Origin of the sequence: Variovorax atrisoli (genome assembly GCF_014195185.1) — a bacterium.
In the GTDB taxonomy this organism is placed as follows: Bacteria; Pseudomonadota; Gammaproteobacteria; order Burkholderiales; family Burkholderiaceae_C; genus Variovorax; species Variovorax atrisoli.
Genome location: NZ_JACIBG010000002.1, coordinates 397170 through 422517, shown reverse-complemented (window position 1 = coordinate 422517; position 25348 = coordinate 397170). Strand labels below are relative to the sequence as shown.

At 67.4% G+C, this 25348-nt stretch carries 23 protein-coding genes; 15 read left to right on the top strand and 8 right to left on the bottom strand.

Going from position 1 to position 25348, the window contains the following annotated elements:
• Window positions 1–5 precede the first annotated feature (5 nt).
• The gene (locus tag FHY06_RS08925) at window positions 6–1010 is read right to left on the bottom strand and encodes a Bug family tripartite tricarboxylate transporter substrate binding protein (RefSeq protein WP_126182648.1); all 1005 of its coding nucleotides are present in this window, start codon (window positions 1008–1010) and stop codon (window positions 6–8) included.
• Between the two features lie 93 nt (window positions 1011–1103).
• On the opposite strand from FHY06_RS08925, the gene FHY06_RS08920 reads away from it, so the two are divergent.
• The 11 genes from FHY06_RS08920 (at window position 1104) to xylB (ending at window position 13197) form a co-directional block, all read left to right on the top strand.
• Window positions 1104–2033 (top strand): LysR family transcriptional regulator, encoded by a 930-nt coding sequence (locus FHY06_RS08920; RefSeq protein WP_020723060.1) that lies wholly within the window; start codon window positions 1104–1106, stop codon window positions 2031–2033.
• A gap of 186 nt (window positions 2034–2219) precedes the next feature.
• Window positions 2220–3530, top strand: coding sequence for an ABC transporter substrate-binding protein (locus FHY06_RS08915; protein WP_184604525.1), 1311 nt, complete (start codon window positions 2220–2222; stop codon window positions 3528–3530).
• 137 nt (window positions 3531–3667) lie between these two features.
• Window positions 3668–4525 carry a carbohydrate ABC transporter permease gene (locus tag FHY06_RS08910; RefSeq protein WP_019654468.1) on the top strand — a complete coding sequence of 286 codons (858 nt, stop codon included), beginning with the start codon at window positions 3668–3670 and terminating at the stop codon, window positions 4523–4525.
• A gap of 150 nt (window positions 4526–4675) precedes the next feature.
• Complete coding sequence (locus FHY06_RS08905; RefSeq protein WP_019654467.1) at window positions 4676–5500, top strand: carbohydrate ABC transporter permease; 825 nt, start codon at window positions 4676–4678, stop codon at window positions 5498–5500.
• Window positions 5501–5619: 119 nt separating this feature from the next.
• Window positions 5620–6660, top strand: a complete 1041-nt coding sequence (locus FHY06_RS08900; protein ID WP_019654466.1) for an ABC transporter ATP-binding protein — start codon at window positions 5620–5622, stop codon at window positions 6658–6660.
• Between the two features lie 82 nt (window positions 6661–6742).
• The gene (gene dalD, locus FHY06_RS08895; protein WP_184605007.1) at window positions 6743–8146 is read left to right on the top strand and encodes a D-arabinitol 4-dehydrogenase; all 1404 of its coding nucleotides are present in this window, start codon (window positions 6743–6745) and stop codon (window positions 8144–8146) included.
• Window positions 8143–8931, top strand: coding sequence for an L-iditol 2-dehydrogenase (locus FHY06_RS08890; RefSeq protein ID WP_132752329.1), 789 nt, complete (start codon window positions 8143–8145; stop codon window positions 8929–8931). Before dalD ends, FHY06_RS08890 begins: the two co-directional genes overlap by 4 nt.
• Before the next feature lie 6 nt (window positions 8932–8937).
• Window positions 8938–9609, top strand: a complete 672-nt coding sequence (locus tag FHY06_RS08885) for a transaldolase family protein (protein ID WP_184604523.1) — start codon at window positions 8938–8940, stop codon at window positions 9607–9609.
• Window positions 9610–9626: 17 nt separating this feature from the next.
• The gene (locus FHY06_RS08880) at window positions 9627–10601 is read left to right on the top strand and encodes a carbohydrate kinase family protein (protein ID WP_184604520.1); all 975 of its coding nucleotides are present in this window, start codon (window positions 9627–9629) and stop codon (window positions 10599–10601) included.
• A 14-nt stretch (window positions 10602–10615) separates the two neighbouring features.
• Window positions 10616–11560: an AraC family transcriptional regulator gene (locus FHY06_RS08875; protein ID WP_019654461.1), complete on the top strand. Its 945-nt coding sequence runs from the start codon at window positions 10616–10618 to the stop codon at window positions 11558–11560.
• Window positions 11561–11730: 170 nt separating this feature from the next.
• On the top strand, window positions 11731–13197 hold the full coding sequence (gene xylB, locus FHY06_RS08870) for a xylulokinase (protein WP_184604517.1): 1467 nt from the start codon (window positions 11731–11733) through the stop codon (window positions 13195–13197).
• A 159-nt stretch (window positions 13198–13356) separates the two neighbouring features.
• On the opposite strand, the gene groL is transcribed toward xylB, so the two are convergent.
• From groL to FHY06_RS08840, 6 genes are all read right to left on the bottom strand, one after another.
• A complete protein-coding gene (groL, locus tag FHY06_RS08865; RefSeq protein WP_019654459.1) occupies window positions 13357–15009 on the bottom strand; it encodes a chaperonin GroEL in 1653 nt (550 codons plus the stop codon).
• 31 nt (window positions 15010–15040) lie between these two features.
• Window positions 15041–15331 carry a co-chaperone GroES gene (locus FHY06_RS08860; RefSeq protein ID WP_007835162.1) on the bottom strand — a complete coding sequence of 97 codons (291 nt, stop codon included), beginning with the start codon at window positions 15329–15331 and terminating at the stop codon, window positions 15041–15043.
• A gap of 265 nt (window positions 15332–15596) precedes the next feature.
• Window positions 15597–16823, bottom strand: coding sequence for an NAD(P)/FAD-dependent oxidoreductase (locus tag FHY06_RS08855; RefSeq protein WP_184604515.1), 1227 nt, complete (start codon window positions 16821–16823; stop codon window positions 15597–15599).
• Between the two features lie 18 nt (window positions 16824–16841).
• Window positions 16842–17159: a non-heme iron oxygenase ferredoxin subunit gene (locus tag FHY06_RS08850; protein ID WP_019654457.1), complete on the bottom strand. Its 318-nt coding sequence runs from the start codon at window positions 17157–17159 to the stop codon at window positions 16842–16844.
• 8 nt (window positions 17160–17167) lie between these two features.
• Window positions 17168–17638 (bottom strand): aromatic-ring-hydroxylating dioxygenase subunit beta, encoded by a 471-nt coding sequence (locus tag FHY06_RS08845; RefSeq protein WP_019654456.1) that lies wholly within the window; start codon window positions 17636–17638, stop codon window positions 17168–17170.
• Window positions 17639–17641: 3 nt separating this feature from the next.
• Window positions 17642–18910: an aromatic ring-hydroxylating dioxygenase subunit alpha gene (locus tag FHY06_RS08840; RefSeq protein WP_132752333.1), complete on the bottom strand. Its 1269-nt coding sequence runs from the start codon at window positions 18908–18910 to the stop codon at window positions 17642–17644.
• A gap of 139 nt (window positions 18911–19049) precedes the next feature.
• Here FHY06_RS08840 and FHY06_RS08835 point away from each other — a divergent pair, with 139 nt between their 5' ends.
• Window positions 19050–19991 (top strand): LysR family transcriptional regulator, encoded by a 942-nt coding sequence (locus FHY06_RS08835; RefSeq protein WP_126182655.1) that lies wholly within the window; start codon window positions 19050–19052, stop codon window positions 19989–19991.
• Window positions 19992–20014: 23 nt separating this feature from the next.
• On the opposite strand, the gene FHY06_RS08830 is transcribed toward FHY06_RS08835, so the two are convergent.
• Window positions 20015–21616, bottom strand: coding sequence for a phospholipase D family protein (locus tag FHY06_RS08830; RefSeq protein ID WP_184604513.1), 1602 nt, complete (start codon window positions 21614–21616; stop codon window positions 20015–20017).
• Between the two features lie 178 nt (window positions 21617–21794).
• Here FHY06_RS08830 and FHY06_RS08825 point away from each other — a divergent pair, with 178 nt between their 5' ends.
• From FHY06_RS08825 to FHY06_RS08815, 3 genes are read left to right on the top strand one after another with little or no spacing between them, the layout of a single operon-like run.
• A complete protein-coding gene (locus FHY06_RS08825) occupies window positions 21795–23909 on the top strand; it encodes a TonB-dependent siderophore receptor (protein ID WP_184604511.1) in 2115 nt (704 codons plus the stop codon).
• Window positions 23910–23938: 29 nt separating this feature from the next.
• Window positions 23939–25141, top strand: a complete 1203-nt coding sequence (locus tag FHY06_RS08820) for a PepSY-associated TM helix domain-containing protein (protein ID WP_132752337.1) — start codon at window positions 23939–23941, stop codon at window positions 25139–25141.
• Window positions 25138–25347 (top strand): hypothetical protein, encoded by a 210-nt coding sequence (locus FHY06_RS08815; protein WP_019654450.1) that lies wholly within the window; start codon window positions 25138–25140, stop codon window positions 25345–25347. Before FHY06_RS08820 ends, FHY06_RS08815 begins: the two co-directional genes overlap by 4 nt.
• Window position 25348 lies beyond the last annotated feature (1 nt).

Here is a 25348-nt window from a genome sequence, read left to right as displayed (position 1 = left end):
CCGCCTCATTCGGCCTTGATGTTGGCGTCGCGCACGAGCTGGCCGTAGTGGTCGAACTCCTGCCGGTTCATCGCTGCGAAGGGTTCGCCAGTCAGCCCGCCGGGCTCGCCGCCCAGGGCCTTGATGCGCGTCTGCACGTCGGCCAGCTTCAGCGTGCGCGAGAGTTCTGCGCTCAGGCGCTCCACCGCAGGGCGCGGCGTGCCGGCGGTGACGTAGAGGCCGTACCAGGTCGACACGTCGGCGCCCTTGATGCCCTGCTCGGCCAGCGTGGGCACGTCGGGCAGCTCGGGCGAGCGCTGCGGCGCGCTCACCGCGAGCGCGCGGAACTTGCCGGCCTTGATCTGGCCCATGGCCGAGGAGGTGCTGTCGAACATCATGTCGACCTCGCCCGCGATGATGTCGACGTGCGCCTGCGAGCTGCCCTTGTAGGGCACGTGGATCGACTTCATGCCGGTGGCCAGGTTGAAGGCCTCGCCGCCCACGTGCTGCGTGCTGCCGATGCCGGAAGAGGCGTACTTGAAGCTGCCGGGCTTCGCGGCCATGGCCGCCACCAGGTCCTTCACCGACCTGTAGGGCGAGCTGGCGGACACGACCAGCACGTTCGGCATCACCGCCACCAGGCCCACGGGCTGCAGGTCTTTCAGCGGGTCGTACTTGAGCTTGAGGATGTGCGGTGCCACCGCCTGCGCCGTGTTGGTGGCCAGCAGCAGCGTGGCGCCGTCGGCCGGCGCGCGGGCGGTGAGCTCGCCCGCGATGGTGTTGGAGGCGCCCGGCCGGTTCTCGACCACCACCGGCTGCTTGAGCGCGGGCGAGAACTTGTCGGCCAGCACCCGCGCCAGGATGTCGGTGCCGCCGCCGGGCGAGGCGCCGACCATGATGCGCATCGGCTTGTCGGGATAGGGCTGTTGCTGCTGCTGTGCGCCGGCCGGCACAGCTGTCAGCACCGCGGCGGCCGCCAGGCCTGCCAGCCCTGCCAGCCCAGTCGCGTGGGCGAGAAAAGAACGCTTCATCGGGTTTGTCTCCTGCTTGTAGTGGGGCAAGCGTACGGAGCAACGCCCGTGCGATCCAATCGAAAATGGCCGGGGCTTCATATACTTTTGTGCATGACACAAGGGCCTTCCGACGCTTCGCTGATGCTCCTGGTGCGGCCGCGCCAGCTGCTGCTGCTGGCCCGGCTCGACACCCATCGCCATCTGGGCCGGGCGGCCGAGGCCATGAACATCAGCCAGCCGGCGGCCACCAAGCTGCTGCAGCAGCTGGAGGATTCGCTGGGCGAGAAGCTCTTCGAGCGCCTGGCGCGCGGCATGGAGCCCACGCCCTACGGCGAGATCCTGATCCGCTATGCCCGCCGCGTGCTCAGCGACTTCGGCAGCGCCCGCGAAGAGATGCTGGCCCTGCGCTCGGGGCTGAGCGGCGCACTGCGTGTGGGCAGCGTGCCGGGTGCGGTGCCGCAGCTGCTGGCGCCGGCGCTGGTGGAATACCACCGCCGGCATCCGCAGGTGGCGGTGTCGGTCGTCGTCGAGACCAGCGACGTGATCCAGGCGCAGCTGGAGCAGGGCGATGTCGACTTCGTGCTGGGCCGTCTCACAGACGGCCACGACGAGGCGAAGTACGCGAGCGTGCCGCTACTGGGCGAATCGCAGGTGGTGGTGGTGCGCGCCGCCCATCCGGTGTTCGAGCGCGGCAACGTCACGCTGGCCGAGATGGCGGGCTGGTCGTGGGTGCTGCAGCCGCCGGGCTCGCCGCAGCGCGGGCGCTTCGAGGCGGCGATGCGCGAGGCGGGCATTTCCGACCGGCTCGACATCATCGAAACGGCATCGCCCATCGCCATCACCGCCTTGCTGGAGAACTCCGACATGGCGGCCGTGATGCCCGCCTCGCAGGCCGGCCACTACGCCCGCCTGGGCGTGCTGCGCGTGGTGCCGGTCGAACTGCCGGTGCGGGTGCCGCCGATCTGCCTGATCACCCGCGCCGACCGGGCGCTGTCGCCCGCGGCGGCGCAGCTGCGTCGCCAGCTGCTTGGCAGCGCCTGAGGCCTTTGGCTTGCCAATTTCCATGCTGTATTGCATCGATTAGGGATTTCACTAGCCAATCGATGCATGAAAGTACTGGTGACGGCGGCACCAGTACCAAAATCGCAGGCCCGCTTCTCCAGAATTCGCGGCACGGCGACCCGACAGACAGAAAGAGGGCGTCGCTCACTTCCTCTAGGAGACAACATGAAGCGTTTTCTGAAAGCGGGCCTCGTCCTCGCACTGATCGGTACTGGCGTCGTCTCGCAGGCCGCCACCGAGCTCGTGATCGCGACCGTGAACAACGGCCACATGATCGAGATGCAGAAGCTCACCCCCTTCTTCGAGAAGGCCAACCCCGACATCAAGCTCAAGTGGGTCACGCTGGAAGAAGGCACGCTGCGCCAGCGCGTGACCACCGACATCGCCACCAAGGGCGGCCAGTTCGACGTGATGACCATCGGCCTGTACGAGACGCCGATCTGGTCGAAGAAGGGCTGGCTCAAGCCCATCGCCACCGACGCCGCCTACGACGTGGACGACCTGCTGCCCGCCATCCGCGACGGCCTGTCGAACGAGGGCAAGCTCTACGCTGCGCCTTTCTACGGCGAGAGCTCGATGCTCATGTACCGCAAGGACCTGGCCGACAAGGTGGGCGTGAAGTTCCCCGAGCAGCCCACATGGGCGCAGGTGAAGGAGTTCGCCGACAAGGCCAACGACCCGAAGGCGGGCGTCTACGGCATGTGCCTGCGCGGCAAGCCGGGCTGGGGCGACAACATGGCCTTCCTGACCACGCTGGTCAACACCAACGGCGGCCAGTGGTTCGACATGCAGTGGAAGCCGCAGATCGACACCAAGCCCTGGAAGGACGCCATCGCCTTCTACGTCGACCTGATGAAGAAGGACGGCCCTCCGGGCGCCTCGGCCAACAGCTTCAACGAGAACCTCGCGCTCTTCAATGAAGGCAAGTGCGCGGCCTGGGTGGACGCGACCATCGCGGCCTCTTTCATCAGCGACCCGAAGCAGTCGAAGGTGGCCGACAAGGTGGCCTTCGCGCAGGCGCCCACCGCCGCCACGCCCAAGGGTGCCAACTGGCTGTGGTCGTGGAACCTCGCCATCCCGGCCAGTTCGACCAAGGACGAGGCGGCGCAGAAGTTCATCAAGTGGGCCACTTCGAAGGACTACATCGCGCTCGTGGCCAAGGAAACCGGCTGGGCCTCGGTGCCGACCGGCACGCGCAAGTCGACCTACGCGAACCCCGAGTTCCAGAAGGTCGCCAAGTTCGCCGCGGCCGAGAAGAAGGCGATCGACAGCGCGAACCTGACCGACAGCACGCTGCCGAAGTCGCCGTACGTGGGCGTGCAGTACGCGGCCATTCCCGAGTTCCAGGCGATCGGCGTGGCAGTGGGGCAGCAGATGAGCGCGGCGCTGTCGGGCAAGGTCACGGTCGACCAGGCACTGAAGACTTCGCAGACGGCGGCTGAGCGTGAAATGAAGAAAGCGGGCTACTACAAGTAAGCCGCCTTCTTACCCTCTCCCCTCGGGGAGAGGGCAGGGTGAGGGGGCGGCGTGCCCACCGCATGGGCCGCATGCCCTCACCCCAACCCTCTCCCGCGAGCGGGAGAGGGGGCAACAGCCCCCAGAGAGGACACACAATGAAAAGACTCCTGCCCCGCGCCCTCATGGCGCCCGCCGTGCTCACGCTCTTCCTCTGGATGATCGTGCCGCTGGTGATGACGTTGTACTTCTCGCTCGTGAACTACAACCTCATGCAGCCGGGCGAGCGCACCTTCGCGGGCATCGAGAACTTTCACTACTTCATCACCGACCCCGACTTCTGGCCGGCCACCTGGAACACCCTGCTGCTGATCGGCAGCGTGATCGTCATCACCGTGGTGCTCGGCGTGCTGCTCGCGCTGCTGGTGAACGAGCCCTTCCCGGGACGCGGCATCGTGCGCGTGCTGCTGATCTCGCCCTTCTTCGTCATGCCCGCGGTCAACGCGCTGCTGTGGAAGCACATGATGATGAACCCCATCTACGGCATCCTGGCCGACGTGTGGCGCATCTTCGGCGCGCAGCCCGTCGACTGGCTCACCGACGTGCCGCTGCTGTCGGTGATCATCATGGTGGCCTGGCAATGGCTGCCCTTCGCCTGCCTGATCTTCATCACCTCGCTGCAGTCGCTCGACCGCGAGCAGATGGAGGCCGCGCGCATGGACGGCGCGAGCGCGTTCCAGCGCTTCTTCTATCTCACCATCCCGCACCTCGCGCGCCCCATGGCGGTGGTGATCATGATCGAGATGATCTTCCTGCTCAGCGTGTTCGCCGAGATCGCCATCACCACCAACGGCGGGCCCGGCAACGAGAGCACGAACATGACCTACATGATCTTCAAGCAGTCGCTCATGAACTTCGACGTGGGCGTGGCTTCGGCGGGGGCGCTCTTCGCGGTGGTGCTGGCCAACATCGTGGCCGTGTTCCTCATCCGCATCATCGGCAAGAACCTTGATTAGTCATGTGGCACACCCCCAGTCTTCGCGCACTTCGTGTCGCTTCGCCAACCCCCTTGCAGGGGGCAACACCGACGGCCCGGCAAAGCCGGTTCCGTGGTGTTCCTGGAACTGATCCAGTCTCGAATCAACCAGCAGTGGAGTAGCCAGATCATGCAACCCAGCAACTTCCTGCCGCAGCTGCTGCGCACCGTCGGCGCGTGGGCCGTCGCGCTGCTGCTGTTCTTTCCGCTCGGCTGGCTGTTCCTCACGGCCTTCAAGACGGAGCTGCAGGCGATCCATGTGCCGCCGCTCTTCATCTTCGAGCCCACGCTCGACAACTTCGGCGAGGTGCAGCGCCGCAGCGACTACCTGCTGTATGCGCGCAACTCGCTCATCACCAGCCTGGGCTCGACCATCCTGGGCCTGCTGATCGCGGCGCCTGCCGCGTACTCTATGGCCTTCTTCCGCACGAAGAAGACGCGCGACATCCTGATGTGGATGCTCTCCACCAAGATGATGCCGGCGGTCGGTGCGCTGGTGCCGATCTACGTGATCGCGCAGACCGCGGGCCTGCTGGATTCGCTCACCGCGCTGACCATCGTGTTCACGCTGTCGAACCTGCCGATCATGGTGTGGATGCTCTACAGCGCCTTCAAGGACATCCCGCCCGAGATCCTCGAAGCCGCGCGCATGGACGGCGCCAGCCTCTGGACCGAGTTCCGGCACGTCGTGATGCCGCTGTCGGTGGGCGGCCTCGCATCCACCGGCCTGCTGTGCCTGGTGCTGAGCTGGAACGAGGCCTTCTGGGCGCTCAACCTCAGCTCCGCCAAGGCGGGCACGCTGGCCACGCTCATCGCTTCGTACTCCAGCCCAGAGGGGCTGTTCTGGGCCAAGCTGTCCGCCGCTTCGCTGATGGCGATTGCGCCCATCGTGGTGTTCGGCTGGTTCAGCCAGAAGCAGCTCGTTCAAGGCCTGACCTTCGGTGCCGTGAAATGAACACCACCCCCAGTCTTTGCGCACTTCGTGTCGCTTCGCCAACCCCCGGATTGCGCTGCGCGCTCTCGAGCGCTGTGGGCGCCTCGTTTGCCCGCCCACAAAACATCAAGGAGTCGTGAATGGCCTACCTCGAACTCAAGAATATCAAGAAGAGCTTTGGTGAAGTCAACATCATCAAGGGCGTCGACCTGCAGATCCAGAAGGGCGAGTTCATCGTCTTCGTCGGGCCCTCGGGCTGCGGCAAGTCGACGCTGCTGCGGCTGATCGCGGGGCTGGAGCCGATCACCAGCGGCAACCTGCTGCTGGACGGCAAGGACATCACCTGGGCGCCATCGGGCAAGCGCGATCTCGCGATGGTGTTCCAGAGCTATGCGCTCTATCCGCACATGAGCGTGTACGACAACATGTCCTTCGCGCTCAAGCTCGCGGGCGTCTCCAAGAGCGAGATCAAGACCAAGGTCGAGTACGCGGCGAAGACGCTGAACCTCACGCAGTACCTCGACCGCACGCCCAAGGACCTCTCGGGCGGCCAGCGCCAGCGGGTGGCCATCGGGCGCGCCATCGTGCGTGCTCCGAAGGTGTTCCTGTTCGACGAGCCGCTGTCGAACCTCGACGCCGCGCTGCGCGGCAACACGCGCGTGGAGATCCACAAGCTGCACCGCGCGCTCGGCGCGACCACCATCTACGTGACGCACGACCAGGTCGAGGCCATGACGCTGGCCGACCGCGTGGTGGTGCTGAGGGACGGGCTGATCGAGCAGGTCGGCTCGCCGCTGGAGCTGTACGACCGCCCAGCCAACCAATTCGTCGCGCAGTTCATCGGCATGCCGTCGATGAACATGGTGGCGGCGAACGCGATTCCCACCTTCTCCGCCGCCACCGGAGGCAGGCTGCCCGCCGACGGCTTCCTGGGCGTGCGCCCCGAGGGGCTGCGCGTGCATCCGAAGCAGGGCGCGCCGGTGTCGGACGTGCTCGGCCGCGTCGAGCTGGTGGAGGCACTGGGCGCCGACACGCTGATCCACGTCGACGTGGGCGGGGTGCCGCTGATCGCGCGTCAGAACGACCGCACGCCGCTGCAGGCCGGCGACGACGTGGCGGTGGAGCTCGATCCGTCGGTGCTCCATCTCTTCAACCGCGAGGGCCGTTCGGTCTTCGCGTGACATCGACTTTCCGTCCACCGTCTTTTCAACGGACCTTCTCGTGACCATTGCGCAAACTCCACCGGCTCCTTCCGAGTTCACGGTGCTCCATCTCGGCCTGGGCTCGTTCCACCGCGCCCACCAGGCCGTGTACCTGCAGCGGCTGATCGACGCGGGCGACACCCGCTGGTCGATCTCCGGCGCCAACATCCGGCCGGACATGGCCGAGGTCGTCGCAGCGCTAGAGGCGCAGGGCGGGCGCTACACGCTCGAAACCGTCTCCCCCGCGGGCGAGTACCGCTACGAGGATATCTCCGCGATTCGCGAGGTGCTGCCCTGGGAGCCCTCGCTGGCCAAGGTGATCGCGCGCGGCGCGGCGCCCTCGACGCGTATCGTGTCCTTCACCGTGACCGAGGCGGGCTACTACCTCGACGACAAGGGCAGGCTCGACCTGTCGTTCCCCGACCTCGCGGCCGACGTGGAGCGCGCGCGCCGCGGCGAAAGCGGCGAGACCGAAGGCAAGGGCGTGACGATCTACGGCGCCGTCTGCGCCATCCTGCGTGCGCGCAAGGCCACGAACGCCGGCCCGCTGACGCTGCTGAACTGCGACAACCTGCGCCACAACGGCGACCGCTTCCGTGCCGGCCTGCTGGAATTCATCGAACTGGCGGGCGATGCCGATCTGCTCGCCTGGGTGAAGGCGAACACGCGCTGCCCGAACGCGATGGTCGACCGCATCACGCCGCGCCCGCCGCCCGAGCTGCGCGCGCGCGTGAAGGCTGCCACGGGTCGCGACGACGCGGCTGCCATCACCGGCGAGAGCTTCATCCAGTGGGTGATCGAGGACGACTTCGCGGCCGGCCGGCCCGACTGGGGCCGCGTGGGCGTGCAGCTGGTCGAGTCGGTGCAGCCTTATGAAGAGGCCAAGATCCGCATCCTCAACGCCACGCACAGCTGCGTGGCCTGGGCGGGCACGCTGGTGGGGCTCGGCTTCATCCACGAGGGCACGCACGACGCGGCCATCCGCAAGATGGCCTACGACTACGTCACCGACGACGTCATTCCCTGCCTGACTCCCAGCCCCATCGACCTCGCGGCGTATCGCGACGTGGTGCTCGACCGCTTCGGCAACCCCGCCATCCGCGACACCAACCAGCGCGTGGCGGCGGACGGCTTCTCGAAGATCCCTGGCTTCATCGCACCGACGGTGCGCGAGCGCCTCGCGGCCGGACAGCCCATCGAGAGCGTGGCGATGCTGCCTGCGCTGTTCCTGGCCTTCCTGCAGCGCTGGCACAGGGGCGCGCTGCCCTACGCCTACCAGGACCAGGGCATGGACGAGGCCGTGGCGCACGCGATCTGCGACGCTGCAGACCCTGTGGTCGCACTGTGTTCCGACGTGGGGCTGTGGGGCGACATCGCGGGCGACCAGCGCCTGATCGACGCCGTGCGTCGCGCGAACGAACGCGTCGCGCGCTTCGTGCAGGCCGCTTCGGGGCACAGGCCATGAGCGGCCGGCTGCAGGGCAGGCACGTGCTGCTGACCGGCGCCGGCGGCGGCATCGGGCTGGCCGTGGCCGCGGCCTGCATCGGCGAGGGCGCGCGCTGCACGGTGATCGACCGTGCGCCCGCCGCTCCCGAGGCCGTGCGCGCACTGCAGCAGCGCCACCCCGACGGCCTCGCCTACATCGCGGCCGACGTGACCGACACGCAGGCCATCGCCCACATGCTGGCCGAGGCGCAGGTCGCCTTCGGGCCGATCCACACGCTGTTCAACAACGCGGCGGTGTTCGATCTCGCGCCCCTGCTCGACAGCGACGAGGCCTCGTTCGACCGTCTCTTCGCCGTCAACGTGAAGGGCATGTTCTTTGTGATGCAGGCGGTGCTGCGCCACATGGTGGAGGCCGGCACGCAGGGCGCGTCGGTCATCAACATGGCCTCGCAGGCCGGGCGGCGCGGCGAGGCGCTGGTGTCGCACTACTGCGCGACCAAGGCGGCCGTCATCAGCTACACCCAGAGCGCCGCGCTGGCCATGGCGCCGCACGGCATCCGCGTCAACGGCATCGCCCCCGGTGTGGTCGACACGCCGATGTGGGACCATGTCGACAGCCTGTTCGCCAGGGCCGAAGGACTGCCGCCCGGAGAGAAGAAGCGGCAGGTCGGCCTGGCGGTGCCGCTCGGACGCATGGGCGTGCCGGACGACATCGCGGGGGCGGCGGTGTTCCTCGCCAGCGACGAGGCGCGCTACATCACGGCGCAGACCCTCAATGTCGACGGCGGCAACGTCATGAGCTGAGACCCGATGAACCAAGACTTCCACCTGTACCTCGACAGCGCCGACATGGCCGAGCTGCAGTCCTGCCTGCCGCACCCCGTGGTGCACGGCGTGACGACCAACCCGACGCTGCTCAGGCGTGCCGGCATCGGCCGCGCCGGCGTGCCCGGCCTGCTGCGCCGCTGCATCGAGCTGGGTGCCAGGCAGGTGCAGGCGCAGGTGTATTCGCAGGACGCCGACGGCATGCTGGAGGACGCGCAGGCGCTGCTCGCGCACTTCGCGCCCGGCCAGCTGGTGGTGAAGATCCCGGCCACGCGCCAAGGCCTGGCGGCCGGCGCGCGGCTCATCGCGCAGGGCGTGCCGGTCACCTGGACGGCGGTGTACGCGCCCGAGCAGGCGCACTTCGCGGCGCAGCTGGGTGCCGCCTATGCCGCACCGTACCTGGGCCGGCTGGAAGACTCCGGCGCCGACGGGCTGGGGCTGATCGCGCAGATGCAGGCGCTGGTGGCGCAGCGGCCCGCGTCGGGCACGCGGCTGCTGGTGGCCAGCATCCGCTCGCGCGAGGCCTACCTTTCGCTGCTGAAGATCGGCGTGGGCGCGATCACCATCCCGCCGCGCCTGTTTTCCGAGCTGCTCGATCATCCCGCCACGCTGGCCGCTGAAAGCGGCTTCCTGGCCGACGCGCGCGACCTGCCCTGATCCAGAATCCAGCCATCATGCGCATAGCACTCACGGGCGAAGCCCTCATCGATTTCACCGCCAGCGAGGCTGGCAACCTGGCGTTCCTGGGGCACGAGGGCGGCTCGCCGCTCAACACGGCCGTGGCCTGCGCGCGGCTCGGTCAGCCGACGGGCTTTCTCACGCAGCTGTCCACCGACCTGTTCGGCGAGCGGCTCATGGGCTTCCTGCAGCGCAACGGCGTGGACACCAGCTTCATCCTGCGCAGCAACGCGCCTTCGACGCTGGCCTTCGTCGAGCGCACCCCGCAGACCAACCGCTACGCCTTCTATACGCAAGGCAGCGCCGACGCCACCTGGGCGCCCGAGCCGCTGCCGCAGCTGCCGGCTGAATGCCGCTTCCTGCACTTCGGCTCGATCTCGCTGCTGCAGGACCCGGCCGCCGCGCGCATCGCCGACCTGATCGCGGCCAACCGCGGGCAGCGCGTGATCGTGTTCGACCCGAACGTGCGGCCCAGCCTGATCTCCGACATGGCCGCCTACCGCGAGCGCGTGCACGGCTGGTTCGGCATGGCCGACCTGGTCAAGCTCAGCGACGAGGACGCCGCGCTGCTCGCGCCCGGGCAGCCCGTCGATGCGCTGGCCGCCGAGTGCCTGAAGGCCGGCGCACGCGCCGTGATCGTCACGCGCGGCGGCGACGGCGCGACGCTCTGGCGCACGGGCCATGCGCCGCTGAGCGTGGCGGCGCCGCGCGTCACCGTGGTCGACACCATCGGCGCGGGCGACACCTTCACGGCTGGTCTGTCGGTGGCGCTGCTCTCGCACGGCATCGAGCAGCCCGGTCAGATCGACGCGCTGGCCGACGAAGACTGGAAGGCCGTGATGGGTTTCGCCGCCACCGCCGCCGCCCTCAACTGCACCCGCGAGGGTGCCGATCCACCGACGCTGGAGGCGGTTCACGCCGCGCTGGCGAAGGCACAAAATACCGCTGTTGCTGCTGCTTCCCGGCCCTGAGCCGTGCTGCCATCATGACGACGTCCACCCGCAAGCGCTCGATTCCCCGCCAGCGCCAGCCCGAACTGGAGCGCGACTTCGCGCGGTCGCCCTCGCTGGGCTACGAAGCCCCCGAAGAAACCGGCCTGGTGCGCTGCCTCGCGCACGGCTTCCCGAGCCCGCTGGTGCGATGGCACTTCCATGAGGACTACGAGCTTCACCTGATCACCGAGACATCGGGCAAGGCCTTCATCGGCGACTGGATCGGGCCCTTCCAGCCGGGGCACCTGGTGCTGTGCGGGCCGCGGCTGCCGCACAACTGGATCTCGCTCGACGTGCCCGAGGGCGGTGCGGCCGGGCGCGACCGCGTGATCCAGTTCCGCCACGAGCCCATCGAGCATGCCGCGCAGCAGATTCCCGAGCTGCGCGAGGTGATGCAGCTGCTGGAGCGGGCGCGCCACGGCATCGAGTTCTTCGGCATGTCGCAGCAGGCGCAGTCGCACTGGGACCGCATCAAGGCCGCGCGCGGCGTGCGCCGCCTGGGCCTGTTCCTCGACTTCATGGCCGACCTGGCGCAATGCACCGACTACCGGCTGCTGTCGAGCGTGCAGATGCAGGGAGCGCAGGGCGCCGACGGCGATGCGCAGGTCGACCAGATCAACGGCATCGTCAACCGCATCACCAACAACATGGCCGAGCCGATCTCGATGTCGGACGTGGCGGCCGAGCTGGGCATGAGCGAGAGCCGCTTCAGCCGCTTCTTCAGGCGCTCCACCGGCAACAGCTTCACCGACTTCGTCAACCGCGTGCGCATCAACAGCGCCTGCCACCTGCTGATGCAGACCGACCACTACGTGACCGACATCTGCTACCAGGTGGGCTTCAACAACGTGGCGAACTTCAACCGCCGCTTTCTCGAGATCAAGGGCATGACGCCGAGCGAGTTCCGCAAGCAGGCCGACACCCGGTTCGGGGTATGAGTTTCTCCCCCAGGCTGCGCGCACTTCGTGTCACTTCGCCAACCCCCTCTCCGGGGGCAACACCGCAGGCCCGGCAAAGCAGGTTCCTCGGTGTTCCTTGAAGGGAAAGCGGGTTCTTCGTAAGTCCGCCGCGCGAAAGCACGGCAATCTGAACAAACAAGGGGTTCATCTTGTATCTGGGACTCGACCTCGGCACGTCCGAGCTCAAGGCGCTCTTGCTCGCCGACGACCACCGCATCGTGGGCGTGGCCCGTGCGCCGCTCACCGTCGAACGGCCGCAGCCGCTGTGGTCGGAGCAGGCGCCGCAGCAGTGGTGGCAGGCGCTCGAAGAAGTGATGCGTGCGCTGGGCAAGTCGCATCCCGAAGAACTCGCGGCGGTCCGCGCCATCGGCCTGTCGGGCCAGATGCACGGCGCCACGCTGATCGACGAAGCAGGCGAAGTGCTGCGCCCCGCGATCCTGTGGAACGACGGCCGCAGCGGCGCCCAGTGCGAGGCGCTCGCGCGTGCCGTGCCCAGGCTCGGCGAGATCGCTGGCAACCTCGCGATGCCCGGCTTCACCGCGCCCAAGCTGCTGTGGGTGCGCGAGCACGAGCCCGAGGTCTTCGGCCGCGTCGCGCGCGTGCTGCTGCCGAAGGACTGGCTGCGCTTCATGCTCAGCGGCGAGGCCGTCAGCGAGATGTCGGACGCCGCGGGTACGCTGTGGCTCGACGTGGGCGCGCGCGACTGGTCCGACGAGCTGCTCGCTGCCACCGGACTGACGCGTGCGCACATGCCGAAGCTGGTGGAGGGCAGCGAGGTATCGGCACAGCTCAAGCCCGAGCTGGCTGCGAGATGGGGCCTGCGCGACGGCGTGAAGATCGCCGGTGGTGCCGGCGACAACGCGGCGAGCGCGGTCGGCATGGGGCTGGTCGAGCCGGGGCAGGGCTTCGTCTCGCTCGGCACCTCGGGCGTGGTGTTCGTGTCGACCGACCGCTTCCTGCCGAACCCCGCGCAGGCGATGCATGCTTTCTGCCATGCGCTGCCGAAGCGCTGGCACCAGATGTCGGTGATGCTCTCGGCCGCCAGCGCGGTGAGCTGGGCCGCGAAGACCTTCAGGTTCGCCGACGAGGCGGCGCTGCTCGAAGCCGCAGCAAGCGTTCCGCCGGCGCAGCGCGAACGCTGCCCGCTGTTCCTGCCGTACCTCTCGGGCGAGCGTTCACCGCACAACAACCCCAACGCGCAGGGCGTGCTCTTCGGGTTCACGCATGCGCACGGGCCGGCGGAGATCGCCTATGCCGTGGTCGAGGGCGTGAGCTTCGGCCTGCGCGACGGCTTCGACACCCTGCGGCTGCCGGAAGACATGCCGATGCGCGAGATGGCGCTGGTCGGCGGCGGCGCCCGCAGCGTGTGGTGGGGGCAGTTGCTGGCCGACATCTTCGGCGTGACGCTAACGCTCTATGCAGGCAGCGAGACGGGCGGGGCGCTGGGCGCGGCGCGGCTGGCTTGGCTGGCGGATGGCGGCGACGTGGCCGAGGTGTGCACGCTGCCGCCGGTGAAACAGAAGTTGATGCCGTCGGCCGAAGGCGCTGGCGTCCACAAGGCAAGGCACGCGCGCTTCCAGGCCCTGTACAAGTCCCTGCGAGACCAGTTCCAGTAACCGGCACGATTGCCACGACCATGAAAAAAGCCCGTCGGAGACGGGCTTTTTTCATTTCGCGGGACACCGCGGATCCGGCTTGGCCGGTCCGCAGGTGTCGCCCCCGGTAGGGGGTAGGCGTAGCGGACACGAAGTGCCGCGCAGCCTGGGGGCGAGCAATTACATGCCCATGCCGCCCATGCCACCCATGCCGCCCATGTCGGGCATGCCGCCGGCCGCAGGAGCGTCGTCCTTCGGAGCGTCAGCCACCATGGCTTCGGTCGTCAGCAGCAGCGAGGACACCGAAGCGGCGTTCTGCAGTGCGGTGCGGGTGACCTTCGTCGGGTCCAGGATGCCCAGCTCGAGCATGTCGCCGTACGTGTCGTTGGCGGCATTGAAGCCGTAGTTGCCCTTGCCGGCCAGAACCGCGTTCACCACCACCGAGGCTTCGCCGCCGGCGTTGTTCACGATTTCGCGCAGGGGAGCTTCGATCGCCTTCAGCACCAGCTTGATGCCGGCGTCCTGGTCGGCGTTGTCGCCCTTGACCTTGTCGCCCACGGCTTGCTTGGCACGCAGCAGAGCCACGCCGCCGCCGGCAACCACGCCTTCTTCCACTGCAGCGCGGGTGGCGTGCAGGGCGTCTTCGACGCGAGCCTTCTTTTCCTTCATTTCGACTTCGGTGGCAGCGCCGACCTTGATCACGGCAACACCGCCGGCCAGCTTGGCCACGCGCTCTTGCAGCTTCTCACGGTCATAGTCGCTGGTGGCTTCCTCGATCTGCACGCGGATCTGCTTCACGCGGGCTTCGATGTCCGGAGCAGCGCCCGAGCCGTCGATGATGATCGTGTTTTCCTTGCCCACTTCGATGCGCTTGGCCTGGCCCAGGTCGGCCAGGGTCACCTTCTCGAGGGTCAGGCCCACTTCTTCGGCGATGACCTTGCCGCCCGTCAGGATGGCGATGTCTTCCAGCATGGCCTTGCGGCGGTCGCCGAAGCCAGGAGCCTTGACGGCCACGACCTTCAGGATGCCGCGGATGGTGTTCACCACCAGCGTAGCCAGGGCTTCGCCTTCGACTTCTTCAGCGATGATCAGCAGCGGACGGCCGGCCTTGGCAACTTGCTCCAGCGTGGGCAGCAGGTCGCGGATGTTGCTGATCTTCTTGTCGAACAGCAGGACGAACGGGTTGTCCAGGATCGCCGATTGCTTCTCGGGGTTGTTGATGAAGTAGGGCGACAGGTAGCCGCGGTCGAACTGCATGCCTTCGACGACGTCCAGTTCGCTGTCCAGCGACTTGCCGTCTTCCACGGTGATCACGCCTTCCTTGCCGACCTTGTCCATCGCGTCGGCGATGATCTTGCCGATGGTTTCGTCGCTGTTGGCCGAGATCGAGCCGACCTGGGCGATTTCCTTCGACGTGGTGGTGGGCTTCGAAGCCTTCTTCAGCTCTTCGACCAGGGCAGCCACTGCCTTGTCGATGCCGCGCTTCAGGTCCATCGGGTTGATGCCGGCGGCCACGTACTTGAAGCCTTCGCGAACGATGGCTTGAGCCAGCACGGTCGCGGTGGTGGTGCCGTCACCGGCGTTGTCGCTGGTCTTGGAGGCCACTTCCTTCACGAGCTGGGCGCCCATGTTCTGGAGCTTGTCCTTCAGTTCGATTTCCTTGGCGACCGACACGCCGTCCTTCGTGACGGTGGGGGCGCCGAACGAGCGCTCGAGCACCACGTTGCGGCCCTTGGGGCCCAGGGTCACCTTGACTGCGTTGGCGAGGATGTTCACACCCTCGACCATGCGTGCGCGGGCTTCGCCGCCGAAGACTACGTCTTTTGCTGCCATGTTCTATTACTCCGAATGGGGATCTGTTGAATTACTTCTCGACGACCGCGAACAGGTCGTCTTCCTTCATGACGAGCAGCTCGTCGCCGCCGACCTTGACGGTCTGGCCGCTGTACTTGCCGAACAGGACGCGGTCGCCGACCTTCACGGTCAGAGCGGCCAGTTCGCCCTTGTCGTTGCGCTTGCCCGGGCCCACGGCCAGGACTTCACCCTGATCGGGCTTCTCGGCGGCTGCGTCGGGGATCACGATGCCCGATGCGGTCTTGGTTTCGCTGTCAACACGCTTGACGATCACGCGATCGGCCAAAGGACGAAGTTTCATTGCATCTCCTGGATGTATGGATAAGAAACGGGTTTGTGGTCGGGTGCCGGACCGGGGACCGGCAGCCCATCGACTGGAAGCGAGGCCGTTGTTAGCACTCATCAGCAGCGAGTGCTAATCATAAGGGCAATCGATGACGTTTCAAGGAAGGGAAAATGGCGGAAGGCGGTTTGCCGCCGTCCGTAAGAACCAGGGACGCTACGACCCCTCCATTTTTACCAGGGTAAAAATGGAGGAATGGAGAAATCGCTCCCGTCCGTGCTGCTCAAAGCTTGGACAGCGGCACCTGCAGATCGGCCAGCTGGCCCGCATCCACGGGCGTCCCGCGCTCGATCAGCCGCCGGGCGAATCGCAGATCGCGCGCCGCGTTCGGGCCCAGCGCCGCGACGACCTTGCCGGCGTCCTGGAAGAACACGACGAAGCTGCCGCCCTGCATGTCGCCGCGCACCACGGCCAGATGCTCCGGTGCGGGCATGCCGAATATCTGGAGGTTGATGCCGTACTGGTCCGACCAGAACCACGGCAGCGGCTGGTGATTCACCGCGATGCCCAGCGCGGAGCGCGCGGCCGCGATGCCTTGCTCCTGCGCGTTCTGCCACGATTCCAGCCGCATCCGGCGCCCGGCGCGTTCGCAGTGCCAGACAGCGACATCCCCGGCGGCGAGGATGTCGGGGTCGGAGGTGAGGCATTGCGGGTCGACCACCACGCCGCCCTCGCACTGCAAGCCCGCCTCGCGCGCGAGCTCGTCGTTGGGGACGAGGCCGATGCCGGCCAGCACCGCGTCGCAGGCCAGCGTGCGCCCGTCGAGGAGCGTGGCGATCAGCCCGGCGCCGCCTTGCGTCTGCGCCAGGCGCTCGATGCCCATGCCCAGCTCGACGCGGACACCGTTCGAGGCATGAAGCCGCAGCAGGTAGGCGGAAATTTCCGGCGGCACTGTGCGCTCGCAAAGCCGCTGCATCGCTTCCACCACGGTGACGTCGAGCCCCTTCCTGCGGGCGGTCGCGGCCACTTCGAGCCCGATCCATCCTCCGCCGACGACCAGCAGCCGCCTGCCCGGCACGAGTGCGGCGCCCAGGGCCGCGGCGTCGTCCAGGTTGCGCAGCGTGAAGACGCCCGGCTGCTCGGCCCCGGGAATGCCCAGCCGCCGCGCGCGGCCGCCGGTGCACAGGATCAGCTTGTCGTATCCGACGACGTTGCCGCCGCGCAGGTGCAGCTGCTTCGCCGCCCGGTCGATGCGCGTCGCGCTCGCGAGCGGGCGCCAGTCCAGCTCCAGTGCGTCGAAGGCTTCGGGCTTCTGGAGCCGGGTCGTCTCCGGCAGGGCTTCTCCGGCGAGCACGGATTTCGACAGCGGCGGGCGCTCGTAGGGGCGATGCGCCTCGTCGCCGATCAGCACGATCCTGCCGCCGAAGCCTTCGCTGCGCAGTGTCTGCGCCGCCCATCCGCCGGCCTGGCCGGCGCCGACGATCGCGATCGTCTTCTCATCCGCGCTCATCGCTTGCTTCAGCAGGGGTCAATCCAGCGAGAGAAAGACCCGCCCGCCCTCGATCTTCACGGGATAGGAGCGGATCGCCTCCGTCACCGGCGCGCAGGTGGGCGCGCCGTTGCGCACGTCGAACTTGCCCTGGTGCAGCGGGCACTCGATCTCGTGGCCTTCGAGAAAGCCTTCGCACAGGCGGGCGTGGCCATGCGTGCAGAGGTTGTCGGTGGCGTAGACCTCGCCCTCGACGCTGTAGAGCGCGACGTCGCGGCCGGCCACGAGGACGCCGATCACGTCGTCCGCGGGCACGTCGCCGAGTGCGGCGGCATCGGTCCATTGCAGATCACTCATGGCAGTCCTCAGATCGGGTAGATGACGGAGTTCGGGATCATTTCGCTGTCGTAGATGACCTGGCGCGAGGCGAACTTCAGGCCCTCTTCGGTGCGCACCACCACGTCGATGTAGCGGCCCACGCTGAAGACGCTCGAGAGCTCCGAAAGCTTGGTGCGGAAGACCGCGTAGTTGGCCTCCGACTCGATGCGCCCCGGCTCGGCCTTCAGCACCACCGGCGCGCCCACCACGTGGCGCTGGTAGTACGGGTCGTGGAAGAGGGTCTCGCGGATGCCGTAGACACGGTCCTTCAGCATGCCCTTGCTCTCGAAGGAGAGCGTCGCGAGCGGGAAGCCGCGGTCGTGGTTCTCGCGCGGCTGCAGCCGATAGCTGCAGTCTTCGGTGAAGAACTCGGGCCACAGCTCCCACTGGCTGGAACTCACGGCCTGGGCGTAGCGGGCATAGAGCTGGGAGAGCTCGAAGTATTCCTGGAAGTCCATCGCTCAAGCCTCCATCACCTTGCGCCAGTACTCGTACATGCCCCGGATCAGCGTCTCGGTGACCATGTGGTCCGTGTCGCCGACCTCGCGGCCGCCGAGCTCGGCCAGCGTGCGGTGGAAGGGCTTCTGCTCGAAGCCCTTCTGCGAGAGCTCGATCACCTCGCCGTCGTCGGCCGACACGAAGCCCGCGGGGCCGAAGAGATTGGCCTGGCGCAGGCGGCGCCGCGTCATCTCCTCGGTGTCGTCCTCGAAGCCGAAGTGCGTCCACACGAAGTCGAAGGCTCCGGGCCCGCTGGGCTGGATGTGCCGCGTCGAGACGCTGTTGACCTGCTGCTGCAGGATCACGCTCGGAAAGAGCGTCATCATCACCGCCGTCGGGCCGCCCCACCATGGCTCGGGCACGATGTCGAGGAAGCGGTCGTCGTTGAGCTTCATGCTTTCCTTGAAGCTCGAAACCTGCGTCACCTGCTCGGCCTTGCCGCTCGCGCCGCGCGTGGAGATCATGGCCGCGTGGCGGTGGTGCCGGTCCATCTTCAGTTCCGACTTGTTGTCCGCGCGCCAGAGGCCGAAGGTCACGAACCAGGTGTGCAGCAGGCCGGGGTGGTACGGGTCCTTGATGTTTTCCTGCATGAGCTTCCAGTTGCCCGGAATGCGCTGGCGGTTGTAGCCGAGGATGGTGAGCTTGCGGCCGTTGAAGAGCCGGTCGAAGTAGCCCAGGATCTCGGGCCCCATGAAGTCCTCGAGCGATTCGACCTCGGGGTCGAAGGAGGCGAAGACCACGCCGCCGCGCCGCGCCACCTTGAGCTTGTTGAGTCCGTGCTCGGCGGGCTTGAAGTCTGCCGGCATGCCGCCGTTGACCTTGCCGTCCTGCTTCACGCCGCGGCGGAAGGGCACGCCCTGCAGGTCGCCCGCTAGCGTGTAGTTCCACTGGTGATAGGGGCAGGTGAAGCCGCCGTCCTTGCGGTTGCCGTGCCGCTCGCGGCAGAACTGCATGCCGCGATGGGCGCAGACGTTCTCCACCACGCTGATGGAGTCTTCGGCATCGCGCACCATGATCACCGAGCGCTCGCCCACCACCGTGCGCTTGAAGTCGCCGACCGCCGGAATCTCGGCCTCCAGGCCGACGTAGCTCCAGTGGTTTCGGTAGAAGAAGCGCTCCAGCTCCTGGCGGTGCAGGTCGGCCTCGGTGTAGGCCATGAAGGGGATGCGGCTGGTGCCCTGGCTTTCCCAGTGGATCTTCTGCGGGAAGACCGCCGATGCGGTGTCGTCCATTCCTGTGTCTCCTTGGCCGTCCCGGGGGAGGGCGGCGTTTGTCTCTCGTGGGTGCATCGATGATCCCCACTCGGCCTTCATCGCTCAATAGAATGTTGTCAATAGTTCATATTGATTTCAAGAATGTGAGACGCCGCCGATGGAGCTGAAGGACATCGATCTCAACCTCCTGGTCGTCTTCCAGCAGCTGCTCGTCGATCGCAGGGTCTCGAAAGTGGCGGCCAGCCTCGGCCTCTCGCAGCCGGGCGTGAGCAATGCGCTCGCGCGGCTGCGCAAGCTCACCGACGATCCGCTCTTCCTGCGCACGCCCGGCGGCATGGAGCCCACGCCGTATGCGCAGCAGCTCGCCGAGCCGACGGCGCGCGCGCTGCAGGTCATCCATGCCGCGATGAACCGGAAGGCCTCGTTCGATCCGGCCACCTCGAAGCGCGCCTTCACCGTCGGCATGACGGACATCGGCGAGATCTACTTCCTGCCCAGGCTGATGAAGGAGATCGCGAGGGTCGCGCCCAATGTCTCGCTGAGCACCGTGCGCAACACCGCGGTCAACCTGCAGGACGAGATGGAGGCGGGCCACGTCAACCTCGCGATCGGCCTGCTGCCGCAGCTGAAGGCGGGCTACTTCCAGCGCAGGCTCTTCAGGCAGCACTACGTGTGCATGTTCCGGCGGGGCCATCCGCTGGACGGCCGCAAGAAGGTGTCGCTCGACGACTTCTCCGCAGCCGACCACGTCGTGGTGGTGTCGGCGGGCACGGGCCACGGCAACGCCGACGAGTTCCTCGACCGCAAGAAGATCACGCGCAAGGTGGTGCTCACCGTGCCGCACTACGTGGCCGTGGGCCACATCCTGCACGACTCGGACCTCGTCGCGACGGTGCCGGAGAAGCTCGCGCAGGCCCTGGCGGGGCCCTTCGGGCTCTCCTACGTGCGACACCCGGCGAAGCTGCCGGAGATCGAGATCAACCTGTTCTGGCACGGCCGCTTCCACAAGGACCCGGCGATCGCCTGGCTGCGCTCGCTGATCATCGGCCTGCACGGCGAAGGCGCCGCGGCGCAGGGGCAGGGCCGCAAGGACGGCTGATCCGCAGCCGATCCGCAGCGGGTCTAGAGCTGGTCGGTCGGCACGAACCAGGAGAACAGCAGCAGCTGCAGCCGCGTCAGCATGCTCGAGTCGGGTTCGCTGTCGAGCACCTCGTTGTTGACGTCGCCGGTGCCGACCCACTGCACGTTCTGGCCGTCGGGCTTGAGCGTGACGCGGTAGACGCCCTCGATGTCGTCGAGCTGGTAGGCATAGAGCAGCGCCTGCGTCAGGTCGAAGCTGCGTACGCGCACGCCGAACTCGGTGTTCAGCCGGGCGGAGCGCGGGTCGAGATTCATGGAGCCGAGCAGCACCCACTGCCTGTCGACCAGCGCCAGCTTGGCGTGCAGGCGCCCGCGCGCCTTCTTGAGCAGCGTGCGGAACTGGTCGCTGCGCTTGAGCTGCTGCGTGCTCACCTCGTACAGGTTCACGCCCAGCTTGAGCATGTCGACGCGGTAGCGGTTGTAGTTGATGTTGACCAGCGGCTCGTCGCTGTCGGCCAGCGAGTTGGTGATGACGGTGATGCTCACGCCGAGCTCGCGGCCCATGCGGATGCGCTCCATGCCCTCGTCGCCAGGAATGAAGTAGGGCGAGATCACCACCACGCTCGAACGGGCCGTGGCCAGCGTCTCGTGGAAGCGCTGCGCCAGCGGCTCGACGGGTTGGGCCATCACGCCCAGCGCCTTGTTGGGGCTGTCGGCGGAGGCGTGCGCTTCTGCGCGCATCCACTTCGCCTCGTCGATGTCGGCGAGCTGCACGCCCAGCGGCGGGTCGCCGAGCACGTCTGAGACGGGCAGCGGGTCTGGTGCCGGGGCGTGGGCGGGGGAGGTGGCTTCCTCGAAATCTTCCTTCAGCGCCTGCGGCGTGCGGCTGGTGCCGGCCACCCGCTGCAGGGGATAGACCACGTCGCTGTTCCAGTAGGTGTCGAAGATGGCGGCCGATTCGGGCACCACGGGGCCCGCAAGGAGCAGCTCGAAATCGATGAAATTCGCGCTGTCGCTGCGCAGGAAGTACTCGTCGGCAAGGTTGCGTCCGCCCGCGATGGCCATGGCGCCGTCGGCCACGAACAGCTTGTTGTGCATGCGGTGGTTGAGCCGGCGGAAGTCGGAGAAGAACTCCAGCCAGCGCCCGGAGGAGTGGTCGCGGGCGTTCACGAAGGGGTTGAAGAGCCGCACCTCGGCGTTGGGCTCGGCGGCCAGGCCGAGCAGCAGGCGGTCCATGCCGGCCGTGTAGAAGTCGTCGAGCAGCAGCCGCACGCGCACGCCGCGGCGCGCGGCGTTGCGCATCTCGCGCAGCAGCAGGCGGCCGGTCTTGTCGTTGCCGAGCTGGTAGGTCTGGATGTCTAGCGACGACCTGGCGCGCCGCATCAGCTCCAGCCGCGCGTCGAGTGCGAAGGAGGCCTCGATCAGCGGCCGCATGCTGTTCAGGCCGTCGGGCGGGTTGTTGAGGCTGAGGGCCGCGCGGCCCAGTTCGGTGGAAGGCGAGGCCGGTATGGCCAGCGTGGGCGCCTCGGGCGTGCGCGGCGGCAGGCCGGCGCAGCCGGTGAGCGCGGCGGCCGCCACGAGCGCCATCAGCCGCAGAGCCGGACCGCGCAATGCGGGAAACAGAAGGGCGATGAGCTTGAGCATGAAGGCTGCCAACGCACGGGAAGCGTGCGGGCGGCATGGTAGCCGCTTCGCCTTCGCGCAGAAGACGCAATTTCGCAACGCAACGCCCTTCGCTCAGGGCGGTGATTCTGCGAAGCGGAAATATGTCACGCCTAAAATGCGAATCGTTCTTATTAATTTATAGAGGAGTAGAGCGGGAATGAAGAGGTTGGTGGCGCGGCGCAAGGTCGCATCGGTGCTGGCGGGATGCCTGGCTGTCTATACACAACACCAGGCGCTGGCCCAGGCGACTAACGAGGCCTCGCTGCCTGAAGTGCGGGTCGATGCCGGGGCCGAGACGGCGACCACGCCGGTGATCGGCTACCGCGCGAAGAATGCCGTCACCGCCACCAAGACCGACACGCCGCTCGCGGAAACGCCGCAGTCCGTCACCGTGGTGACCCGGGACCAGATGGTCGACCAGGGCGCGACCAACCTGCAGGATGCGCTCACCTACGCCGCCGGCGTGCGTTCGGACGCCTACGGCATCGATTCGCGCTCCGACAGCTTCCTGGTCCGCGGCAGCGACGCGACCATCTACCTCGACGGACTGCAGACCTATTCCTCCGGCTGGTACACCTCGACCGCACGGCCCGACCCCTACACCCTGGAGCGCCTGGAAGTGCTGCGCGGGCCCGCTGGCATGCTCTTCGGAGCGGGCAATGCGGGTGGCGTGGTCAACATGGTCAGCAAGCGGCCCCAGCAGGAGACCTACCGCGAAGTGGGGGTGCAGCTCGGCTCCTTCGGCCGCAAGCAGGTGCAGGCCGACCTGACCGGTGCGCTGACGGCGGATGGCGACTGGTCCTACCGGCTCATCGCGCTGCACCGCAAGTCGGATACGCAAGTCGACTATGTGCCGGACGACCGCTCGCTCGTCATGCCGTCGCTCACATGGCGCCCGAGCGCCGCGACCTCGCTGACGCTGCAGGCCCTGTGGCAGAAGGACAAGACCGGCAGCACCTCGCAGTTCTTCCCCTGGAAGGGCACGATCCTGCCGAACATCAACGGCCCGCTGCCTTCGAGCCGCTTCATCGGCGAGCCCGGCGACGGCTACGACACCGAGCGCAAGACCTTCGGCTGGCTGTTCGAGCACAAGTTCGACGACCGCTGGACCTTCCGGCAGAACTTCCGCGCGTCGCGCACCTTCAACGACTCGCACTACCACTACGCAGATTCCTTCTCCGAGCCCGGCGGCTGGTCGCTGGATCCGCTGGGCCAGCGCCTGCTGGGCCGCTACAACGGAAAGTCGCTGGCCTGGACCAGCATGACCGGCATCGACAACCACGTCGAAGGCCACTTCGATACGGGCTCGGTGCGCCACACGCTGCTCGTGGGCGCGGAGTACTCCCGCCAGCGCCAGGACAAGACCGAAGGCTCCGCCTACAGCGCCATCGACGCCTATGCGCCGGTCTACGGCATCGGCTACGTGCCGGTCACCGAACTGATGCGCAAGCCCCGCACCACGCAGCGCAACGCCGGCATCTACGTGCAGGACCAGATGAAGTGGAACAACTGGATCTTCGTGGCCGGTCTGCGCCATGACCGCAGCACCGCCGGCACGGCGGGCAGTGCCTCGGAGACCACGAGCGCCACGTCGCGCCGCCTCGGCGCGATGTACATGCTGCCCTCCGGCTGGTCGCCATATCTCAGCTACACGGAATCCTTCACTCCGCAGGGCGGCACCGATCTGAACGGCAGGCTGTTCAAGCCGCTGCGCGGCGAACAGGTCGAGGCCGGCGTCAAGTACCAGCCGCAGGGCTCGCCGACGAGCTTCACCGCCTCGGCCTTCTCGCTCAAGGAGAAGAACCGCATCGTCTCCGACAGCACCAACCCGAACTACGGCCGCCAGGTCGACGCGACGAAGAACAAGGGCGTCGAACTCGAGCTCAAGACCACCCTGGCGCGCGACTTCGACCTCATCGCCAACTACACCTACATCGACGTCGACCACAAGCTCATCGACACGCCGCGCAACCAGGTCTCGGTGTGGGGCAAGTACCGCTTCTCGATCGCGGGCGTGCCGGGCTTCTCCGCCGGCGCCGGCGTACGCTACATGAGCGGCTTCCGCGACGTGGACGGCGCGGGTGCGGGGCCCTACGTGCCGTCGGTCGCACTGCTCGACCTGATGCTCGCCTACGAGTCGGCCAAGTGGCGCTACGCCCTGAACATCAACAACGCGACCGACAAGACCTACTTCAGCACCTGCCTCGCGCGTGGCGACTGCTGGTACGGCGCGCGCCGCAACATCGTCGCCAGCGCGACCTACCGCTTCTAGAAACCTTCCCTCGATAGAGCAGCCACGACATGAACAGCCGAAAGATCAAGACCTGGGCCTGGGTGCACAAGTGGAGCAGCCTCGTTTGCACGGTGTTCATGCTGCTGCTGTGCCTCACCGGCCTGCCGCTGATCTTCCATCACGAGATCGGCCACCTGCTGGGCACCGAGGTCGAGGCGCCGAAGATGCCCGCGGGCACGCCGCACATCAGCCTCGACCGCGTGCTCGAAGTCGCGAAGGCCAGGCACCCCGACCGCGTGGTGCAGTTCGCCTCGCAGCCCGAGGACGACGACGGCCTGTGGTTCGTCACCCTCACGCCCACGCCGGCGCCCACGGACGACTTCAAGTCGGTCGCGGTCGATGCGCGCACGGGCGCCGTGCTCGCACAGCCGAAGTTCGACGAAGGCTTCATGTACGTGATGTTCAAGCTGCACGTCGACCTCTTCGCGGGTCTGCCGGGCAAGCTCTTCCTCGGCTTCATGGGCCTGCTGCTGCTGGTGGCCGTCGTCTCGGGCGTGGTGCTTTATTCGCCCTTCATGCGCAAGCTCGAGTTCGGCACCGTGCGGCGCGAGAAGCGTCCGCGCCTGAAGTGGCTCGACCTGCACAACCTGCTGGGCATCGTCACGCTGGTGTGGGTGTTCGTGGTGGGCGCCACCGGCATGATCAACACGTGGGCCGACCTGGTCATCAAGTACTGGCAGTACGACCAGCTCAGCGCGCTGCTCGCGCCCTACAAGGACGAGCCCGTCGTGGCGGTGAACGAGCGCGCCTCGGTGCAGCGTTCGATGGAGGCCGCGATGGAGCGTGCGCCGGGCATGAAGCTGTCGTTCATCGCCTTCCCGGGCACCTCGTTCTCCAGCCCGCACCACACGACCTTCTTCCTGCGCGGCAACGAGCCCTTCACGTCCAAGCTGCTGCAGCCCGTGCTGGTCGACGCCAAGACGGCGGAAGTGACCGCCTCGCCCAAGCTGCCCTGGTACCTGTGGGCGCTGCTGGTGTCGCAGCCGCTGCACTTCGGCGACTACGGCGGCATGCCGATGCAGATCATCTGGGCGCTGCTCGACATCGCGACCATCATCGTGCTGGGCAGCGGCCTGTATCTCTGGCTCAAGCGGGGCAACACGGTGCCTTCGGCCTCGAGGAAGGCGAAGGAGCATGAGGAGCGACAGCCGCCCGAGCCCGTCGGCGTCGCGCAACCCGAGCCGGCCGCAGCATTGAAGGGCCAGGCATGAAGCAGCAGCATCACCATGGCTTCTGGCACATGTGGGGCTGGCCCGTCGTGCTGGGCGTGCTCACCACCTTCGGACTGATCTCGGCGCTCTTCAGCGATGGCGGCCTGGGCGACATCCTGGCCTGGATAGCGCTGGGCGTCCCGTGCGTGGTGTGCGTCTGGTACGGCTGGTGCAGGCGGCCGTCAGACAAGGCAGGCGAGTCCTAGT

Excerpts from the sequence above, each read along its gene's own strand:
- FHY06_RS08845 (WP_019654456.1), bottom strand. The coding sequence starts at position 17,638 with ATGGACTTCCAGGAATACTTCGAGCTCTCCCAGCTCTATGCCCGCTAC.
- FHY06_RS08925 (WP_126182648.1), bottom strand. The coding sequence starts at position 1,010 with ATGAAGCGTTCTTTTCTCGCCCACGCGACTGGGCTGGCAGGGCTGGCA.
- FHY06_RS08850 (WP_019654457.1), bottom strand. The coding sequence starts at position 17,159 with ATGAGTGATCTGCAATGGACCGATGCCGCCGCACTCGGCGACGTGCCC.
- FHY06_RS08915 (WP_184604525.1), top strand. The coding sequence starts at position 2,220 with ATGAAGCGTTTTCTGAAAGCGGGCCTCGTCCTCGCACTGATCGGTACT.
- FHY06_RS08815 (WP_019654450.1), top strand. The coding sequence starts at position 25,138 with ATGAAGCAGCAGCATCACCATGGCTTCTGGCACATGTGGGGCTGGCCC.
- FHY06_RS08860 (WP_007835162.1), bottom strand. The coding sequence starts at position 15,331 with ATGAAACTTCGTCCTTTGGCCGATCGCGTGATCGTCAAGCGTGTTGAC.
- FHY06_RS08900 (WP_019654466.1), top strand. The coding sequence starts at position 5,620 with ATGGCCTACCTCGAACTCAAGAATATCAAGAAGAGCTTTGGTGAAGTC.
- FHY06_RS08920 (WP_020723060.1), top strand. The coding sequence starts at position 1,104 with ATGACACAAGGGCCTTCCGACGCTTCGCTGATGCTCCTGGTGCGGCCG.
- FHY06_RS08905 (WP_019654467.1), top strand. The coding sequence starts at position 4,676 with ATGCAACCCAGCAACTTCCTGCCGCAGCTGCTGCGCACCGTCGGCGCG.
- FHY06_RS08840 (WP_132752333.1), bottom strand. The coding sequence starts at position 18,910 with ATGGACGACACCGCATCGGCGGTCTTCCCGCAGAAGATCCACTGGGAA.
- FHY06_RS08885 (WP_184604523.1), top strand. The coding sequence starts at position 8,938 with ATGAACCAAGACTTCCACCTGTACCTCGACAGCGCCGACATGGCCGAG.
- groL (WP_019654459.1), bottom strand. The coding sequence starts at position 15,009 with ATGGCAGCAAAAGACGTAGTCTTCGGCGGCGAAGCCCGCGCACGCATG.
- FHY06_RS08890 (WP_132752329.1), top strand. The coding sequence starts at position 8,143 with ATGAGCGGCCGGCTGCAGGGCAGGCACGTGCTGCTGACCGGCGCCGGC.
- FHY06_RS08820 (WP_132752337.1), top strand. The coding sequence starts at position 23,939 with ATGAACAGCCGAAAGATCAAGACCTGGGCCTGGGTGCACAAGTGGAGC.
- FHY06_RS08910 (WP_019654468.1), top strand. The coding sequence starts at position 3,668 with ATGAAAAGACTCCTGCCCCGCGCCCTCATGGCGCCCGCCGTGCTCACG.
- FHY06_RS08835 (WP_126182655.1), top strand. The coding sequence starts at position 19,050 with ATGGAGCTGAAGGACATCGATCTCAACCTCCTGGTCGTCTTCCAGCAG.
- FHY06_RS08855 (WP_184604515.1), bottom strand. The coding sequence starts at position 16,823 with ATGAGCGCGGATGAGAAGACGATCGCGATCGTCGGCGCCGGCCAGGCC.
- FHY06_RS08875 (WP_019654461.1), top strand. The coding sequence starts at position 10,616 with ATGACGACGTCCACCCGCAAGCGCTCGATTCCCCGCCAGCGCCAGCCC.
- FHY06_RS08825 (WP_184604511.1), top strand. The coding sequence starts at position 21,795 with ATGAAGAGGTTGGTGGCGCGGCGCAAGGTCGCATCGGTGCTGGCGGGA.
- FHY06_RS08830 (WP_184604513.1), bottom strand. The coding sequence starts at position 21,616 with ATGCTCAAGCTCATCGCCCTTCTGTTTCCCGCATTGCGCGGTCCGGCT.
- FHY06_RS08880 (WP_184604520.1), top strand. The coding sequence starts at position 9,627 with ATGCGCATAGCACTCACGGGCGAAGCCCTCATCGATTTCACCGCCAGC.